Origin of the sequence: Amycolatopsis sp. BJA-103 (genome assembly GCF_002849735.1) — a bacterium.
Lineage (GTDB): Bacteria > Actinomycetota > Actinomycetes > Mycobacteriales > Pseudonocardiaceae > Amycolatopsis.
The window spans coordinates 7,618,876-7,635,342 of record NZ_CP017780.1; the positions used below are offsets into that span (position 1 = coordinate 7,618,876).

Annotated in this window: 20 protein-coding genes; 13 read left to right on the forward strand and 7 right to left on the reverse strand. The window is 68.7% G+C overall.

Annotated features, from left to right (window positions below; all coding sequences use genetic code 11):
• Positions 1-14: 14 nt before the first annotated feature.
• The 8 genes from BKN51_RS34080 to dnaB all read left to right on the forward strand — a co-directional run bounded on the left by BKN51_RS34080 (position 15) and on the right by dnaB (position 6,627).
• Positions 15-527: a single-stranded DNA-binding protein gene (locus BKN51_RS34080; RefSeq protein WP_101611516.1), complete on the forward strand. Its 513-nt coding sequence runs from the start codon at positions 15-17 to the stop codon at positions 525-527.
• A 75-nt stretch (positions 528-602) separates the two neighbouring features.
• Positions 603-851: a 30S ribosomal protein S18 gene (gene rpsR / locus BKN51_RS34085; RefSeq protein WP_005168122.1), complete on the forward strand. Its 249-nt coding sequence runs from the start codon at positions 603-605 to the stop codon at positions 849-851.
• A 12-nt stretch (positions 852-863) separates the two neighbouring features.
• Positions 864-1,319, forward strand: coding sequence for a 50S ribosomal protein L9 (rplI, locus tag BKN51_RS34090; RefSeq protein ID WP_005168124.1), 456 nt, complete (start codon positions 864-866; stop codon positions 1,317-1,319).
• Positions 1,320-1,486: 167 nt separating this feature from the next.
• The gene (locus BKN51_RS34095; RefSeq protein WP_168214451.1) at positions 1,487-1,897 is read left to right on the forward strand and encodes a hypothetical protein; all 411 of its coding nucleotides are present in this window, start codon (positions 1,487-1,489) and stop codon (positions 1,895-1,897) included.
• Positions 1,897-2,493 carry a DUF3558 domain-containing protein gene (locus tag BKN51_RS34100; protein WP_101611517.1) on the forward strand — a complete coding sequence of 199 codons (597 nt, stop codon included), beginning with the start codon at positions 1,897-1,899 and terminating at the stop codon, positions 2,491-2,493. Before BKN51_RS34095 ends, BKN51_RS34100 begins: the two co-directional genes overlap by 1 nt.
• Before the next feature lie 3 nt (positions 2,494-2,496).
• Positions 2,497-3,858 (forward strand): PPE domain-containing protein, encoded by a 1,362-nt coding sequence (locus BKN51_RS34105; RefSeq protein WP_101611518.1) that lies wholly within the window; start codon positions 2,497-2,499, stop codon positions 3,856-3,858.
• Positions 3,859-3,955: 97 nt separating this feature from the next.
• Positions 3,956-4,753, forward strand: a complete 798-nt coding sequence (locus BKN51_RS34110; RefSeq protein WP_101611519.1) for an ESX secretion-associated protein EspG — start codon at positions 3,956-3,958, stop codon at positions 4,751-4,753.
• A gap of 464 nt (positions 4,754-5,217) precedes the next feature.
• A complete protein-coding gene (dnaB, locus tag BKN51_RS34115) occupies positions 5,218-6,627 on the forward strand; it encodes a replicative DNA helicase (protein ID WP_101611520.1) in 1,410 nt (469 codons plus the stop codon).
• Positions 6,628-6,688: 61 nt separating this feature from the next.
• On the opposite strand, the gene BKN51_RS34120 is transcribed toward dnaB, so the two are convergent.
• The 3 genes from BKN51_RS34120 to BKN51_RS34130 form a co-directional block, all read right to left on the reverse strand.
• Complete coding sequence (locus BKN51_RS34120; RefSeq protein ID WP_101611521.1) at positions 6,689-7,681, reverse strand: aldo/keto reductase; 993 nt, start codon at positions 7,679-7,681, stop codon at positions 6,689-6,691.
• Positions 7,682-7,876: 195 nt separating this feature from the next.
• The gene (locus BKN51_RS34125) at positions 7,877-8,227 is read right to left on the reverse strand and encodes a hypothetical protein (RefSeq protein WP_101611522.1); all 351 of its coding nucleotides are present in this window, start codon (positions 8,225-8,227) and stop codon (positions 7,877-7,879) included.
• A 13-nt stretch (positions 8,228-8,240) separates the two neighbouring features.
• Entirely contained in the window at positions 8,241-8,741 is a 501-nt protein-coding gene (locus tag BKN51_RS34130) for a TetR/AcrR family transcriptional regulator (RefSeq protein WP_101611523.1), read from the reverse strand.
• A 492-nt stretch (positions 8,742-9,233) separates the two neighbouring features.
• On the opposite strand from BKN51_RS34130, the gene BKN51_RS34135 reads away from it, so the two are divergent.
• Positions 9,234-10,418: a serine hydrolase domain-containing protein gene (locus tag BKN51_RS34135; protein WP_101611524.1), complete on the forward strand. Its 1,185-nt coding sequence runs from the start codon at positions 9,234-9,236 to the stop codon at positions 10,416-10,418.
• A 3-nt stretch (positions 10,419-10,421) separates the two neighbouring features.
• On the opposite strand, the gene BKN51_RS34140 is transcribed toward BKN51_RS34135, so the two are convergent.
• Complete coding sequence (locus BKN51_RS34140; RefSeq protein WP_101611525.1) at positions 10,422-10,904, reverse strand: MarR family winged helix-turn-helix transcriptional regulator; 483 nt, start codon at positions 10,902-10,904, stop codon at positions 10,422-10,424.
• An 84-nt stretch (positions 10,905-10,988) separates the two neighbouring features.
• On the opposite strand from BKN51_RS34140, the gene BKN51_RS34145 reads away from it, so the two are divergent.
• The gene (locus tag BKN51_RS34145; RefSeq protein WP_101611526.1) at positions 10,989-12,185 is read left to right on the forward strand and encodes an FAD-dependent monooxygenase; all 1,197 of its coding nucleotides are present in this window, start codon (positions 10,989-10,991) and stop codon (positions 12,183-12,185) included.
• On the opposite strand, the gene BKN51_RS34150 is transcribed toward BKN51_RS34145, so the two are convergent.
• Entirely contained in the window at positions 12,139-13,098 is a 960-nt protein-coding gene (locus tag BKN51_RS34150) for a helix-turn-helix transcriptional regulator (protein WP_101611527.1), read from the reverse strand. The two genes, BKN51_RS34145 and BKN51_RS34150, sit on opposite strands and share 47 nt — an antisense overlap.
• 85 nt (positions 13,099-13,183) lie before the next feature.
• On the opposite strand from BKN51_RS34150, the gene BKN51_RS34155 reads away from it, so the two are divergent.
• A complete protein-coding gene (locus BKN51_RS34155) occupies positions 13,184-13,540 on the forward strand; it encodes a VOC family protein (RefSeq protein WP_101611528.1) in 357 nt (118 codons plus the stop codon).
• Here the strand turns inward: BKN51_RS34155 and BKN51_RS34160 are convergent.
• Positions 13,516-13,977: a MarR family winged helix-turn-helix transcriptional regulator gene (locus BKN51_RS34160; RefSeq protein WP_101611529.1), complete on the reverse strand. Its 462-nt coding sequence runs from the start codon at positions 13,975-13,977 to the stop codon at positions 13,516-13,518. The genes BKN51_RS34155 and BKN51_RS34160 overlap by 25 nt on opposite strands.
• 62 nt (positions 13,978-14,039) lie before the next feature.
• On the opposite strand from BKN51_RS34160, the gene BKN51_RS34165 reads away from it, so the two are divergent.
• Together BKN51_RS34165 and BKN51_RS34170 are read left to right on the forward strand one after the other, a co-directional pair.
• Positions 14,040-14,408 carry a hypothetical protein gene (locus tag BKN51_RS34165; RefSeq protein WP_101611530.1) on the forward strand — a complete coding sequence of 123 codons (369 nt, stop codon included), beginning with the start codon at positions 14,040-14,042 and terminating at the stop codon, positions 14,406-14,408.
• Between the two features lie 60 nt (positions 14,409-14,468).
• Positions 14,469-15,239, forward strand: coding sequence for a dioxygenase family protein (locus BKN51_RS34170; RefSeq protein ID WP_101611531.1), 771 nt, complete (start codon positions 14,469-14,471; stop codon positions 15,237-15,239).
• On the opposite strand, the gene BKN51_RS34175 is transcribed toward BKN51_RS34170, so the two are convergent.
• Positions 15,236-16,402, reverse strand: coding sequence for an MFS transporter (locus tag BKN51_RS34175; RefSeq protein ID WP_101611532.1), 1,167 nt, complete (start codon positions 16,400-16,402; stop codon positions 15,236-15,238). The two genes, BKN51_RS34170 and BKN51_RS34175, sit on opposite strands and share 4 nt — an antisense overlap.
• Between the last annotated feature and the right edge of the window lie 65 nt (positions 16,403-16,467).

Here is a 16,467-nt window from a genome sequence, read left to right on the forward strand (position 1 = left end):
GAAGGACTTTCCCGATGGCTGGAGACACCGTCATCACGGTGATCGGCAACCTCACGTCCGACCCGGAGCTTCGCTTCACCCCTTCCGGTGCGGCGGTCGCGAACTTCACGGTCGCGTCCACCCCGCGCACGCTGGACAAGCAGTCCGGTGAGTGGAAGGACGGCGAGGCCCTGTTCCTGCGCTGCAACATCTGGCGTCAGGCGGCCGAGAACGTCGCCGAGTCGCTGACCCGCGGCGCGCGAGTCGTCGTGCAGGGGCGCCTCAAGCAGCGGTCTTTCGAGACCAAGGAAGGCGAGAAGCGCACCGTCGTCGAGCTCGAGGTCGATGAAATCGGCCCCTCGCTGCGTTACGCCACCGCCAAGGTGAACAAGGTCAGCCGTGGCACCGGTGGCGGTGGAGGCGGCGGCTTCGGTGGCGGCGGCGGTGGTGGCCAGAGCGGCCCGCCCGCCGACGACCCGTGGGGCTCCGCTCCGCCCGCCGGTGGCGGCGGCGGTGGCGGCGGCTTCTCCGACGAGCCGCCCTTCTAGCCAGGCGTCCGCCGCGGGCTCCGGCCCGCGAGTCGCCTCGACACAACCACTACGTAGGAATTCAGGAGTAGAACCGTGGCCAAGCCACCCATCCGCAAGCCCAAGAAGAAGGTCTGCGTGTTCTGCAAGGCCGAGAAGAAGGGCCGCCCGGAGAACATCGACTACAAGGACACCAACCTGCTTCGGAAGTACATCTCCGACCGCGGGAAGATCCGTGCCCGCCGGGTCACCGGCAACTGCAGCCAGCACCAGCGTGACATCGCCATCGCGGTCAAGAACTCCCGCGAAATGGCGCTGCTGCCCTACACCTCGACCGCACGCTAAGGAGGCACGTCAATGGCGAAGATCATTCTCACCACCGACGTCGCCAACCTCGGTGGACCCGGCGACATCGTCGAGGTCAAGGACGGCTACGCACGCAACTACCTGCTCCCCCGCGGCTACGCCATCGTGGCCACCAAGGGCGCGGAGAAGAACGTGCGCACGATCAAGCGGGCGCAGGAGAGCCGTCGCATCCGCGACCTCGACCACGCCAAGGAGATCAAGGCGACCCTGGAGGGCCTCGGCGCCATCCAGCTGAGCGGCAAGGCGGCCGAGGGCTCGAAGAAGCTCTTCGGTTCGATCACCACCGCCGAGATCGTGGACGCGATCAAGGCCGCGGGTGGCCCGCTGCTCGACAAGCGCGTCATCGAGCTGAAGGACCACATCAAGACCGTGGGCAAGCACTCGGTCGGCGCCCGTCTGCACCCCGACGTCCGCGTCGACGTGCGGCTCGAGGTCAAGGCCAAGTAACACCGCTTTCGTCAAAGGGCGGGACGTCTCCTTCGCGGAGGTGTCCCGCCCTTTGCTTTCCGCGGAACCCGGCCGCCGCGGGCTGCGTCTGAGCCCTTGACGGGGGATCAAGGCATTATGAGACTCGACATTTGAGGCACGGGGACTCAAAAGGGGATCTGGAACCAATGGCTTACGACAGCAACGCCGAGCAGAACCGGCAGGAGAAGGTCACGGTGTCCGCGCCGGCCAATCCGGACAAGGCGCCCTCGACGTCGGGCGGAGGTGGCGGCGGGTTCGCCTTCGACAAGGACAAGATCGACGGCATCATCAAGAAGTGGACGGACCTGCAGGTCGAGCTCAAGAGGGACTACGCCGACGCGAACCTGATGGCGAACGTCAAGGCGCCCGGCAAGGAGTTCGCGAGCGGCGACTGGGAGAAGCTGGCCAACCCGTCGGGCAAGGCGTTCCTGGAGCAGAACCAGAAGATGCAGGACTACGTCAAGAACTACATCGACCAGCTGACCACCGCGAAGCAGAAGATCGCCACGAACGAAGCCGAGACGCAGGCCTCGCTCAACAAGCACAAGGCCGTGTGATGCGACGTTCCCTCGTTCTCTTCCTCGCCGCCGGTGCGCTGCTCGCCGGCTGTTCCGGCACCAGGAACGGCACCGCCACCACCTCGGAGCCGTCGTACACGACAGGCTCTCCGAGCGCGTCGAGCGGCTCGTCCGGCTCCGCGCCCAAGGTGTCGAACCCTCTGAAGACCTCGTCGATCGAGAGCGACGCGTGCGCCGCGCTCTCGGCGGCGAAGCGGTCCGAGCTCGGTCTCGGCGAAGGCGAGCGGCGGACCACGAGCGCCGGACCCGGTTGCTCGATCTTCGCCGCGGACGACCGGCTGAACCAGATCGAGATCAGCCCGGTGCTCGCGAACAAGAACGGCCTCAGCGACGTCTACGACACGAAGGCCAACGACGCCTACTTCGAGACGACCGAGGTCGCCGGATACCCGGCGGTGTACGCCGCGGCGCTCGACGGCCGCAAGAGCGGCAAATGCGGCCTCTTCGTCGGCGTGACCGACCAGCTGGCCGTCAACATCCTGGTGCAGTACGACAACGGGCCCGGCGCGAGCGATCCGTGCCCCGTCGCGCTCAAAGTGGGGGAAGCGATGATCGAGACGTTGAAGGAGGGCTGACGCGTGTTCCTGCTGCCGATCATCGCCGGATACTCGGCCTACAACCTGGCGACCACGAAATCCGGCGACTTCGAAGCGTCGGGCGGCGATCGCAAGATCGACTGCTACAACATCTGGGAGAAGATCGTCACCGGTCCGGGCACCGGGTCGATCCAGGAGGGGCAGGCCGCGGCCACCCGGCTCAAGGCCGGTTACCAGGACAGGCTGACCACCATCGACAACCTGTCGAAGGAGATGGACGCCGCCTGGACCGGTAAGAGCGCCGAAGCCGCGCAGCAGTCCGGCGCGCATCCGCTGCGTGTGTGGATGGACGACTCCGGCAAGAAGCTGGCGGACTCCGACAAGTACCTCGGCGAGCAGAACACCGCGTTCACCACCGTGAAGGCGAAGGTGCAGCAGGTCCCGAAGGACCCGCCGAAGAACAACCTGATCAACTCGATCACCCCGTGGACCACCGACACCGACCGCGCGATCCGGGACTACAACTCCAAGGGTCAGGCGAACGTCGATGCGTTCAACGAGTACTTCAAGGCCAGTTCCGAGAACGGCAAGGGTCTGCCCACCTACAACAAGATGGAGGGGCAGAAGTCGAACGTCGACGTCAACGGCGGCGGCGGCGGTAACGACAAGGACAAGGACGGCGGCGGCCAGGGCGACCGCAACGGGAACAACGGCATGCCGGGGATCTCGACGCCGCCCGGTTCGATGCCGCCCGGCGGGATGCCGAGCGTCCCCGGTTCGAACATGCCGGGCATCGGCACGCCGGGCTCGAACCTGCCCGGTTCGAACCTGCCGGGCAGCAACATGCCCGGGTCGAACTTTCCAGGATCGAACCTCCCCGGGTCGAACCTGCCGGGCTCGAACCTGCCCGGCGGGCAGTACAACCCGAACATCCCCGGCAGCAACTACAAGCCGCCCGGCTGGGACGACGGGACGAGCGCGTCCGGCTTCACCCCGCCGAAGATCCCCGGCGCCGGAGGCTTCGGCCCGAGTGGCGGCGGAGGCGGTGGCGGCGGTTTCGGCGGCACCGACATCCCCGGCGCGGGCGGCTTCGGCCCGGACGGTGGTGGCTTCGGCCCCGGTGGCGGCGGGTTCGGACCCGGCAGCGGGAGTGGCGCGGCCATGCCCGGCAGCGCGGGCGCGATGGGCGGTGCCGGTATGGGCGGCGGCGCGGCGGGCGCCGGTGCCGGAGCGGGTCGCGGCGCGGGCGGAATGATGGGCGGCATGGGCGGTATGGGAGCCGGTGGCGCCAAGGGGAAGGGTGCCGAGGACGAGGAGCGCAGCTCCAAGTTCCTCGTCGGCGACGACCCCAACGAGATCTTCGGAACCGACGAACTCACCGCACCGCCGGTGATCGGGGAGTAATACGAACAGGCGAGCCGGGCGCGTGCCAAGATTGGGGCCGCGCCCGGCTTGTCTTGTTCCGGGCTGGACGACCAAGAACGACTAGGGGGCAGTTCCGGTGCTGGACAAGCAGGTCACCATCACGACCGGCACCCTCATCACGCTGATCCGCCGCCGCGGCGGCGAGCCGCACACGATCCTGTCGGAGACACCGACCTGGTACGACGAGGACGCGCAGCGGGCCGAGGACGAGCGGACCAACGAGGAACTGGCGAGCCAGGGCCTCTTCGGTGCGCGGGGCCTGCATCCCGGGTTCAAGGCGACGCTCGAAGCGATCGCCAGGCCGTCCCTGGAGTACTACGGCTGGGTCGACGGCGGGTTCGAGGGCAAGGCGCTGAGCTTCACCGTGCTCGCGGGAAGCGCCGGCGGGGAGGGCTTCGTCCTCGCCCGCCACAGTGAGCACGACGGTGTCGCGCTCGCTTCGGCGCGCCCCGAAGAACTGCTCACCGAGTTCCTCGACCAGATTCCGAAGCTCGCACCGGGACGCGGTCGTCCTGTGGCCGTCCCGAAGAGTCAGGTCGAGGCTTCGCGCTCGTCGTCGACGGCGCAGGACGAGGGCTTTGAGGTGCTTCGCAGCGGACGGCAGAGCGCCGGCAGCCAGGAGGCCGACGAGCTTCGCCGCATCCTCGCGTTGCGCCGATTGGGGAGCGGCAGCCTGTACGTCGCCGCCCGCGGCCGGAGCGGCGCGCGGCAGCGGATCGAACGCCCGGTGAACTACATCGATACGACCGAGGGCCGGTGGCTGACCGAAGAGATACCGGGGAGTGGCGAGCCTCGGATCGCCTTCACACCCGCCGACCAGCAGGTTCTCGGAGAACGACTACGGAGCGCACAGGGCAGGTTGTTCGCGTCCTGAATTCCACGCCGTTCAGCCCACCGGGTCATGGCTCTACGCTCCGTAGTATTCATCCACAGGGCACCTCTGTGCGCCCCCGTGCGACACGCCGAACGACCGGTTTTGCCCGACACGCCGCACGGAGTTGAAGAAAGTTCTCCACAGTGTCTCCACAGGGTTTGACCAGCGCTTTTGTCAGACCGCTCCAGCGTTGCCCACAAGTTGTACACAGGCTTTGGGCCACCTGTGAAGGGATGCCCGCAGTCATCCCCAGGTTGTCCACAGGGCGGTCCCCAGGCGAAATTGCGCTGGTCCTTTCGGGGGGCCTACCGTGCCCGATTGGCCGGTACGCACAGTGGCGTTCTTCCGGCCGAAGGGGAGCACCGGGGGCCGAGGGAGGGCGGCCGGTGGGCACAGGCGGACCGACCGGGGAAATTCTGGCATAATCGAACGCGTGTTCGATGCTTGAGGAGGTGGCAGCAGCGGTGGCGCTGACCGACGACCGCAATCCGATGTACGCGGAGTCCGACCCGGGTCCCAGCGACCCCGGTCCGCGTGGCGGGGAATACGACCGCCAGCCGCCGCAGGACATCGCGGCCGAGCAGTCCGTGCTCGGCGGCATGCTGCTGTCGAAGGACGCCGTCGCCGACGTCATCGAAGCACTCGGCCCCGACGACTTCTACAAGCCGGCGCACCAGGCCGTCTACGACGTCATCCTCGACCTCTACGGGCGAGGCGAACCCGCCGACCCGATCACCGTCTCCGCCGAACTGGAACGCCGCGGCGAACTCGGCCGTGTCGGCGGCGCCCCGTACCTGCACACCCTGATCGCGACGGTGCCGACGGCGGCGAACGCCGGGTACTACGCGGAGATCGTCTCCGAGAAGGCGGTGCTGCGGCGCCTGGTCGAGGCGGGCACGCGGATCGTGCAGTACGGCTACGGCGCGGCCGCGGCCGACGGCGCGAACATCGACGAGGTGGTCGACCGCGCGCAGGCCGCGATCTACGACGTCACCGAGCGGCGCACCACCGAGGACTACGTCGCGCTGGAAGAACTGCTCCAGCCGACCATGGACGAGATCGACGCGATCGCGTCACGCGGCGGGCAGTCGCAGGGCATCCCCACCGGGTTTGCGGACTTCGACGATCTGACCAACGGGCTGCACCCTGGCCAGATGATCATCGTCGCGGCGCGTCCCGGTGTCGGCAAATCGACCCTGGGTCTGGACTTCGCCCGCTCCGCGTCCATCAAGCACGGCCTGACCAGCGTCATCTTCTCGCTGGAAATGAGCAGGACCGAGATCGTCATGCGCATGCTCTCGGCCGAGGCTCGGATCCGCCTGGCGGACATGCGCGGTGGCAAGATGTCCGACGACGACTGGACGCGGCTCGCGCGGCGGATGAGCGAGGTCTCCGAAGCGCCTCTGTTCGTCGACGACTCGCCGAACATGACGATGATGGAGATCCGCGCGAAGGCCCGGCGGCTGAAACAGCGCAACGACCTCAAGCTCGTCGTCCTCGACTATCTCCAGCTGATGAGCTCGGGCAAGCGCGTCGAGTCGCGGCAGCAGGAAGTCTCGGAGTTCTCGCGGCAGATGAAGCTGCTGGCGAAGGAGATCGAGGTCCCGGTGATCGCGATCAGCCAGCTGAACCGTGGTCCCGAGCAGCGGACCGACAAACGCCCGATGCTGTCCGACCTCCGTGAGTCCGGCTCACTGGAGCAGGACGCCGACCTCGTCATCCTGGTCAACCGGCCGGACGCCTGGGAGCGGGACGACCCGCGCGCGGGTGAAGCGGACCTGATCATCGCGAAGCACCGTGCCGGGCCGACGGCGACGATCACCGTCGCGCACCAGCTGCACTACAGCCGGTTCGTCGACCTGTCGCACGACTAGGGCGAGATCGCCCCGGGCTCCGGGGCATGATCCTGGACGTCGTTCGCGTCGAGCCCGTCGGCTAACCCCGAGCGACCTCAGCGGTGTGCGCGGGGGTGTAGCGCTCACCCATCACCTGGTCGCTCAGCGGAGCCAGCGCGGCCAGCGCCTCGGCGTCCAGGATGAGCTCCAGCGCGGCCGCGTTCTGCTCCAACCGGGCCGGGCTGCGGGTGCCCGGAATAGTCGCCACCGCCACCCCGAGCCGCTCGGCCTGGGCGTACACCCAGGCCAGCGCTACCTGGGCCGGGGTGGCACCCAGCCGGTCGGCCACCTCGCGCACGGTCTGCGCGATCTTCTCGTTGGCCTCGCCCGCCTCGCCGGCGAAGCGGGGGTTGGTGCGCCGGAAGTCCTTCTCGCCCAGTGTGGAGCGGTCCAGTCTGCCGGTCAGGAACCCCCGCCCCAGCGGCGAGTACGGCACCAGCCCGACCCCCAGCTCGGCCATCACCGGGATCACTGCCTCGACGTCGCGGGTCCACAGTGAGTACTCGCTCTGCACCGCGGTGATCGGGTGCACCGCGTGCGCCCGGCGCAGCAGGTCGCCGTCGACCTCGGACAGGCCCAGATGCCGGACCTTGCCCGCCTCGACCAGCTCGGCCATCGCCCCGACGGTCTCCTCGATCTCCACGTCCTGGGGCGGACGGTGGGCGTAGTACAGGTCGATCACGTCGACACCCAGCCGCAGCAGCGAGGCGTCGCAGGATCGCAGCACGAAGTCCCGGGCACCGCGGATGCGACGCGCCCGGTCGCCGGCGCTGCGGTCGATGCCGAACTTGGTGGCCAGCTGCACCTGCTCCCGGTGGCCGTGGATGGCCCGGCCCACCAGCACCTCGTTGTGCCCGGTGCCGTAGGCGTCGGCGGTGTCCAGGAACGTGACACCCAGCTCCAGGGCCCGGTCGATGGTGGCCAGGCCGCCGTCCCAGTCGGCGGCGCCGTAGCTCTCGCTCATCCCCATGCACCCCAGGCCCATCGCGCTGACGGTGAGACCGGGCGAGCCGAGCTTGGTTCGGGTGATCATGCGCGGACACTCCTCCTGCCCGGCCGACCGGGCGATACCTCGAAGGCTGACGAACGCCACCGACGCTAGGACCTGGAGCGCGCTCAACGTCAAGCCGGAGGACGGCTGTTCCACGCACTCCGCCGAAGAAATGTCACGACAGCAAACAAAGTCGCAGGTGACAGAAGATCAACATGTCAAAGCCGATGAGACCCTTCAGCGCAGGGCGTTTTCGACCAGCGCGACGGTCTCGCGCGGGTCGTCGACCTGGAGGACCAGCCGGGTGTAGCGCTCGTCGGCGAGTTCGATCACCACGGCCTTCGACGGGTTCTTGACGTCCCAGAAGACCTTTTCGCCGTCGAGGTGGAACGTGCCCGCCGTGATCACGCCGGGCAAGTGGGCACCCGGCGCCCGGATTCCCTTGGGGTCGGCGGCGATGCCGGGATCCGCGGTCGCGCCGCGGACGTTGGCCAGCGGGATGGTCAGGCTGCTCTTGAAGGCCCAGAGCTTGTCGAGACCTTCGATCACGACTACGAGTTCGTCGCCGTCGATGGTGACCAGTGCCATGTCTGTTTCCTTGTCAGTCGAGAGGATCGAGGCGTTGGGTCAGCGCGCTGCCGGCACCTTCGGGGTCACCGCGCAGGCGGAGGCCCAGTGCGGCGGCCGTGACGGCGGCGGCCAGGGCGGTGGAGATGCCGAGCGCGTCGGCGATCGCCTGGTCGACGACGGCCAGCGCCGTGGCCACCTCGGCGGCCACCTCCTCGTCGGCCGGTGCCCGTTCGACCGCCGCGAGCAGCAGCAGATCGAGGTCGGCCGACGTGACGAGCCGCAACGCGGTCGCCGCGTCCGTCGCCGCGGCGAGTGCTTCGGCCAGGGGGTGGACGTCGTCGGCGAGGTGGCGGCGCAGGGCGACCAGGTAGAGGCCGCGTTTGCTGCCGAACGTCTTGTACAGGCTGTTGCGGTGCACGCCGAGGTGGGCGACGAGGTCGTCGATGGACACCCCGTCGTACGCGCGGCCACCGAACAATCCCACGGCGGCACGCACCACCTCGTCCTCGTCGAACGCCCTTCGCCTGCCCATGCCCCGAGGTTAGCTTTTTGAGGAACGATCAGTCAAGAACGATCGTTCCTCAAAGTTGCGTGGGGTCTCGTGAGTGGCAAGGGCGGCCTTCGCGGCGTGGTTCCGGACCGGCCAGCGGGCGCCAACCGTTTCCCGAGTGTCCACAGGGAACACTCTCTGCCAGCCGAATGTCCGATTAATGATTATATGTGCGGTTTTTGAGAGGGTCGTGAGTGATAAAGAAGGTTAGAACCCGCATTACCACTCACGACCCTCCTTGCAAAGCGTGCACATGGGCATCAATCGGACATTTACTCGCCGGAAGTGTCCCCTGTGGACAGTCAGGATGCGGTCGACTCTCATCGGCCGACCAGATCCGCGAGGCCGAAGGCTCGGCGCGACCGCTGGCAAAGCCGCGCTCGAGCCCTATCCGGAGCCATCGAGGCCCGCCTCTCACGCTGATGTCAGCGGCGTGACTGCCCCGTGTCAGCGCGGCCCGCGAACGTAGTCGCCATGAGCACTTCACTGAGGGGTACCAAGTTCATCCGGCGAGCCGGCGTCACTGCGGTGGCCGCCACGCTGCTAGCGGGCGTCACCGTGTCGACGGCCTCCGCCGGGCAGGATCGCCCGGAGCTGCGACAGGCCGTCCAGGAGTTCGTCGACAACGGGTTCGCCGGGATGCAGCTACGGGTTCGTGACCAGCGCGGCGAATGGACCGGCAGCGCCGGGGTGCGCGAGCTGGGCGGGACCGCGAAACCGCCGACCGACGGACACTTCCGCGTCGGCAGCACTTCGAAGAACTTCACCGCGACCCTGGTGTTGCAACTGGTCGCCGAGGGCCGGGTCGGGCTCGACACCCCGGTGGCGGGTTTCCTGCCCCGCTTCGGCTTCGACCGCCGGATCACGGCGCGGATGCTGTTGCAGCACACCAGCGGGCTGTTCAACCACACCGGCGAGTACTTCCCGGACGGGACGGTCGTGCCCGGGATCCCGTGGATGGGCCAGGAATGGGTGGACCGGCGCTTCCACACCTACCAGCCGGAGGAGCTGGTCCGGCTGTCGCTGTCCAAGCCGCCCCGGTTCGAGCCTGGCGCGAGCTGGAGCTACTCCAACACCAACTACGTCGTGCTCAGGCTGCTGGTCGAAGCGCTCACCGGCCGCTCCTTCGCCGACGAACTGGACCGGCGGATCCTGCGGCCGCTGAAGCTGCGGGACACCCTGTCGCCGGGGGCGTGGTCGGGGATGCCCAAGCCCTACGCCCACGCCTACTACACCTATGACGACGCCGGTCAGCAGAAGACGCTCGACGTCACGCACCAGAACCCGTCCTGGATCTCCAGCGCCGGGGACATGATTTCGACGACCAAGGATCTCCAGACGTACTTCGCGGCACTCCAGAACGGCAAACTCCTCCCGGCCTGGCTGCTGACCGAGATGCGCAAGACGCACCCGCAGAGCGAAAGCCTCTTCGGCTTCTACGGCCTCGGACAGTTCTCGAAGGACCTGGGACCGGACTGCGGCGGCATCGTCCTCAGCCACAACGGCAGCAACAACGGCTACGGGGCACTGATGTACAGCACCCCCGACGGCCGCAAGACGATGACCGCCTCGGTCACCTCCGGGGCCACCGTCAGTGACGCGGCGTTCCCTGCGGCGCTGGACAAGCTCCTCAAGACGGTGTTCTGCGGCAAGAACTGAGGGCTACTCGTCGTCGACGACCTCGAGCCGGGCGGTGAGGTCGTCGACGAACCGTCCGAGGAGGCTGCCGAAGGTCTTGCGGTCCTCCTCGGACCAGTGGGTCAGGGCGTCGCCGAACCAGCCGAGCAGGGTCCGCAGGTACCGATCGGGGATCACCTTCCCGTCCGGGGTCAGCTCGATCAGGCGCGCCCGCTGATCCTCGGGATCCGCGACCCGGACGACCAGACCTCGCCGCTCGAGCCCGTTGAGATGACGGGTGACATGCGGCCCGACGACGTGCATGCGGTCGGCGATCTCGCCGACCCGCAGCGGCCGGTCGGCCATGTGCAGCGTGACCAGCACCGTCATCGCGGGCCGGTCGAGGGTGATCCCGGCACTTTCCATCGCACGCTCGCCCAGCCGGCTCCGGTTGAGCACGGTGCTGAGCTGCGTGAGCCGGGGGAGCACCGCCATCAGGTCGAGCTCCGGTGAACCTGTGTCGTCCATCACGCCTCACAAAGATACCTAAGTTAGGTATATAGTCGTCTTGAGCCCATAAGGATACCTAAGTTACCTATCCAAGGAGCACTCATGAGCACCGTCCTGATCTCCGGCGCCAGCATCGCGGGCCCGGCACTCGCGTACTGGCTGCACCGCTACGGCTTCGACGTCACGGTCGTCGAGAAGGCGGACGCGGTGCGCGGGGGCGGCTATCCCATCGACGTCCGCGGTACCGCTCTCGACGTCGTCCGGCACATGGGGATCCTTCCCCAGCTGCGGGAGGCCCATATCCACACCCGCAGACTCACCTTCCTCGACGCCGACGGCGAGAAAATCGCCTCGCTCAGGCCCGACGCGGTGGCGGGCGGAGTGGAGGGCCGCGACATCGAGGTACGCCGCGGGGACCTCACGTCGGCCCTCTACGACACGGTCCGCGACGACGTCGAGTTCCTCTTCAACGACTCCATCGACACTCTTGACCAGCGGGCCGACGGCGTGGACGTGCGTTTCCGCAGCGGGATCGAACGCTCCTTCGACCTCGTCGTGGGCGCCGACGGCCTGCACTCGAACACCCGCGCCCTGGTCTTCGGTCCCGAGGAGCAGTTCCACCACTACATCGGCTACTGCTTCGCGGGCTTCACCATGCGAAACGACTTCGGGCTCTCACACGAGGGCCTCCTCTGGAACAAGCCCGGCAGGGCCGCGGTGCTCTACGCCGTCGGGGACGGCGACGAACTGCACGGCTTCCTGAACTTCGCCCGCCCCGAACCGCCCTTCGACGCCTTCCGGGATCCCGCCACGCAGCGCGACCTGGTCGCCTCGGTCTTCGCCGGGGACGGATGGCACGTCCCGCTCATGGTCGACACCATGCGGAACGCCGACGACCTCTTCTTCGACGTCGTGAGCCAGATCCACCTGCCGCGCTGGTCCAGCGGCCGGGTCGCCCTGGTCGGCGACGCCGCGCACGCCCCGTCGTTCCTCACCGGACAGGGGTCGAGCCTCGCACTGGTCGGCGCCTACATGCTGGCCCGCGAGCTGGCCATGACGGCCGACCACACGGAGGCGTTCGCCGCCTACGAAGGAAGCATCAGGGAGTTCGTGCGGCTGAACCAGGCGCTGGTCACCGACGGGGGCGCCACCATGTTCCCGAGTACGGCCGAGGCCCTGGAGCAGCGCAATGCCGCGTTGCGTGACCTTTCGGCGCTGCCCGAAGACGCGGAAGAGCCCGCGCATTCGGCGCTCACACTTCCCGAGCCCGCGCTGCCAGCCGGCCTGCCAGCGCGCTGACCAGGTCACGAAGGTCGTCAGGCCGCTCGATCACGAACGGCCGGTCGAGGGCGGCGAGCAGGGGCGGGATCCAGTCGAGCCGCTGGGCCCGGATCCGGGCACGCACCCAGTCGCCGTCGGCTTCCAGGACGGCCACGGACGGCGGGAGGACGGCGCGGATCCGCTCGGGCGTCGCCTGGATCCGCACGGAGACGTCGTGCCGGTGCGGCGTCTCGGCGAGAGCGGTCAGCACTCGCTCGGCCGGGTCGAATCCGGCGGGCACCTCGAAAGTCCCGGCCCGCGCCTCGGCCGACTTGATCCTGTCGACGCGGAAGGTGCGCACCTCGCCGCTGGCCGAGTCGAAACCGGTCAGGTACCACCGCCCGGAATGCGCGACGACGCCGTAAGGATGGACGACGCGTTCGCTGGCCCCGCCGTGACCGGCGAGGTACGCGAGTCCGACCGGGCGGCGATCCCGCGCCGCTTCCGCGACGGTGAGCAGCACTTCGGCCTCGGCCGACAGGGTTTCCCGGGCGGGCGAGGTGAAGTCGGCGGCCTCCAGCAGCGCGTCCAGCCGACGTCCCAGTGCTTCGGGCAGCACGCGGCGCACTTTCGCGACCGCGCTCTCGGCGGCCGCGACCGACGTGGTGATCAGGCCGGCTCGCCGTCCCGCGACCAGGCCGAGCAGGACGGCCAGGGCCTCCTCGTCGGTGAGCATCAGCGGCGGCATCCGGTAGCCGGGGGCGAGGCGGTATCCGCCATACCGGCCGCGCACCGAACGGACCGGGATGTCCAGGTCGAGGAGGTGTTCGACATACCGGCGGACGGTGCGTTCGTCGACGTCGAGCCGCTCAGCGAGCTCGGCGACGGTGCGGGTGCCGCCGCTCTGGAGGATCTCCAGCAGGGCGAGCACACGGGCGATGGGCCGGGTCACACCGGGAAGAATACCGGGCGGATTCTGCCCGGTATTGCTCCTAGCGTGGCCGGTGTTCCGCTTTTCCAGCCCGAAAGGACCCGCCGTGCAGTTCGTCTCCGTCCGGATCATCACCCACGACGTCGCCCGCCTCGCCGAGTTCTACGAGCAGGTGACCGGCCTCGAAGCGCGAAGGCCCGCCGAGCAGTTCGCCGAACTCGTCGGCCCGTCGTGCACCTTGGCGATCGGCAGTGCCAAAACGACGACTGCCGCGGTGCCGGAGTCCAACCGGACCGCGATCCTCGAATTCCAGGTCGAGGACGTCGACCGGGAGTACGAACGGCTGGCGGGTCTGGCCGAAATCGTGCAGAAGCCGACCACGATGCCGTGGGGGAACCGGTCCCTGCTGTTCCGCGACCCCGACGGCAACCTGGTGAACTACTTCTCGCCGAGCGCGCCGTAGTTCCGGACGAACGCGGTCAGCAGCCGGGCGAACTCGCGGCGGTCGTCGTCCGGCCAGTCCGCCATCGCCTCGGCGAACACCGAGCGGCGGAATTCGTGCATCCGCGTCACCTCGTCACGTCCGCTCCCGGTGAGGACCAGGACGGCGCGGCGGCCGTCCCGCTGATCGGCTTCACGCCGGAGGAAGCCACCCTCGACGGCCCGCGCGACCAGACGGCTCGCGCGCGGCTGGTCGATGCTCAACGCCGCCGCGAGGCTGGTCACCGTGCCCGGCTCGCCGCTCTCTTCGGCCGCCTCGACGGCGTCGAGAAGCCCCTGCACCGCCTGGTCGGGCATCGTTTCGGCGCGGTCGCGGGCGAGCTTCGAGAGCGAGCGCCTCGCCTGGCTCCGCCGGATGGCGATCATCGCGCGTTCCACGTCGGCCACGGCGTCCGTCATGCCCATCCTCACCAAATGCATGTACTTTTACATGTAGTTGCCGTCTACATGAAGGAGTATCCATGAAGCCCATCGGATTCTGGTTCGCCCACCTTCACCAGGCCCTCGAATCCTCCCTCGATCGGGTCCTCTCCGGCGAAGCGCTGACCCGCCGTCATTGGCAAGCACTGAACACGATCGACAGCGGGGCCCCGATCGCCGAAGCACTGTCACCGTTCGAGGGAGCACAGGAGGCCGTCGCCGACCTGCGGACTCGCGGCTGGGTCGACGACGAAGGCGGCCTGACTCCCGCCGGAAGACAGGCGCACCTTCGCCTCAAGACCGAGGTGGGCAAGTTCCGCGCACGCGCGACCGCGGGCATCAGCGACGACGACTACCGGACGACGGTCGGCGTCCTGGAACGCATGGCGGTGAACCTCGCGCGGGAATAACGCGGAACACCGCGGCGTCGTCTATCCTGGTAGTTGAAAGTTCAAACACCTGGAGCTGACATGACCCCGGTGCTTTACCTCAGCCACGGCGCGCCGCCGCTCGCCGACGACGCCACCTGGACCCGCCAGCTCGCCGGCTGGTCGGCCGAACTCGAAAAGCCGAAGGCGATCCTCGTCGTCTCCGCGCACTGGGAAGAGGCGCCGCTGACCCTCGGCGCCACCACGACGGTGCCGCTGGTCTACGACTTCTGGGGTTTCCCCGATCGCTTCTACCAGGTGAAATACGCCGCGCCCGGCGCTCCCGAGCTGGCGGACAAGGTGCGGAAACTCCTTCGCTCGACGCAGACTCCGGTCCACGACGCGCCCGATCGCGGCCTCGACCACGGCGCGTACGTCCCGCTGGTGGAGATGTACCCGGACGCCGACATCCCGGTGCTCCAGGTGTCCATGCCGTCGCTGGACCCGCGCGAGCTGTTCGACCTCGGCCGCAAGCTCGCGCCACTGCGCGACGAGGGTGTGCTGATCATCGGCAGCGGCTTCTTCACCCACAACCTGAGCGCGCTGGGCCAGACCGACGGCACCGACGGCGCGCCGCCGTCGTGGTCGAGCGAATTCGACCACTGGGGTGCGGAAACCCTGCGCGAAGGCGACCTCGACGCACTGCTGGACTTCCAGCACAAGGCACCCGCCGCAGCCCTCGCGCACCCCAGGATCGAGCACTTCGCCCCGCTGTTCGTCTCGCTCGGCGCGAGTTCCTCCGAAGGGAAGGGCGAGACCGTCATCGACGGCTACTGGCACGGCCTCGCCAAGCGTTCCCTCCAGTTCGGCTAGCGGGTTCGGAGCACCCCGGCGCCCGCGATCAGGCCGAGCGCGAGCAGCGTGACCAGCCCGAAGGACACCGTCAGCGACGTCAGGTCGGCGATGCCGCCGATCAGCGACGGCGCGACGAGCCCGGAGGAGTAGGTGATGGTCGCGACGCCCGCGATCGACTGGCTCGGCGTCGGCCCGCTGCGTCCGGCCGCGGCGAAGGCGAGCGGGACGACGACGGAGACCCCGAGTCCGATCAACCCGAATCCGGCCAGCGCCATCACCGGATGCGCGGCCAGTACCACCAGGAGGCCGCCTGCCGTCGCGAGAACGCCGCCCGCGCGGACCGTGTTGACCGAGCCGAAGCGCCTGACCAGCGCGTCGCCGGAGAGGCGGGCGACCGCCATCGTGCAGGTGAACGCGGTGGTCGAGGCCGCCGCGATCCCGGGCGACGTGCCGAGGACGTCCCGCAGGTAGACGGCGGACCAGTCGAGGCTCGCCCCTTCGGCGAAGACGGCGCAGAACGCGACGGCGCCGATGATGACGGCCGACTTCGGCGGCAACGTGAACCTCGGCGGCGGGTGCTCGTCGGGTGCGCTGCGGACGTCGAAAACGCCCTGACAGATGAGCAGTCCGGCGATGGTGAGCACGGCGGACGCGATCGCCAGGTGCACCCGGGCGTCCAGCGCGGCGTGCGCGGCGAGCGCTCCGGCGGCGGATCCGACGAGCGCGCCCGTGGTCCACATGCCGTGCAGCCCCGACATCACCGACTTGCCCATCCTCTCCTCGACGTCGACGCCGAGGGCGTTCATCAGCACGTCCGACGTGCCCGCCGCGGTACCCATGACGAACAACGCGACGCACAGGGTGACGAGGTTCCCCGCCAGCGCGGGGAGGATCAGCGCCAACGTCCAGTACGCGAGCAGGATCCGGAGGCCTTGCCTGCCGCCGAGCCGGTGCCCGATCCGCGCGGCGAGCGGCATGGTGAGCGAAGCACCGATGGCGGGGAAGGCGAGCGCGAGGCCGAGCTGACCCGCGCTGATCCCCGCGTGTTCCTGGATCCACGGGATCCGGGTGGCGAAACTGCCGGTCACCGCGCCGTGCACGGCGAAGATGGCGGCGATGGCGACCCGCGCCTGCCGCACCCGCCGCGTCGGCCCGCCGACGGTTTCCACTGTATTGGTCACTGGGCCCCCAAGGTCCATGAGACAACTCGACGGCGTCAGCGTAAACTATCAGGAAGGGAACCTGA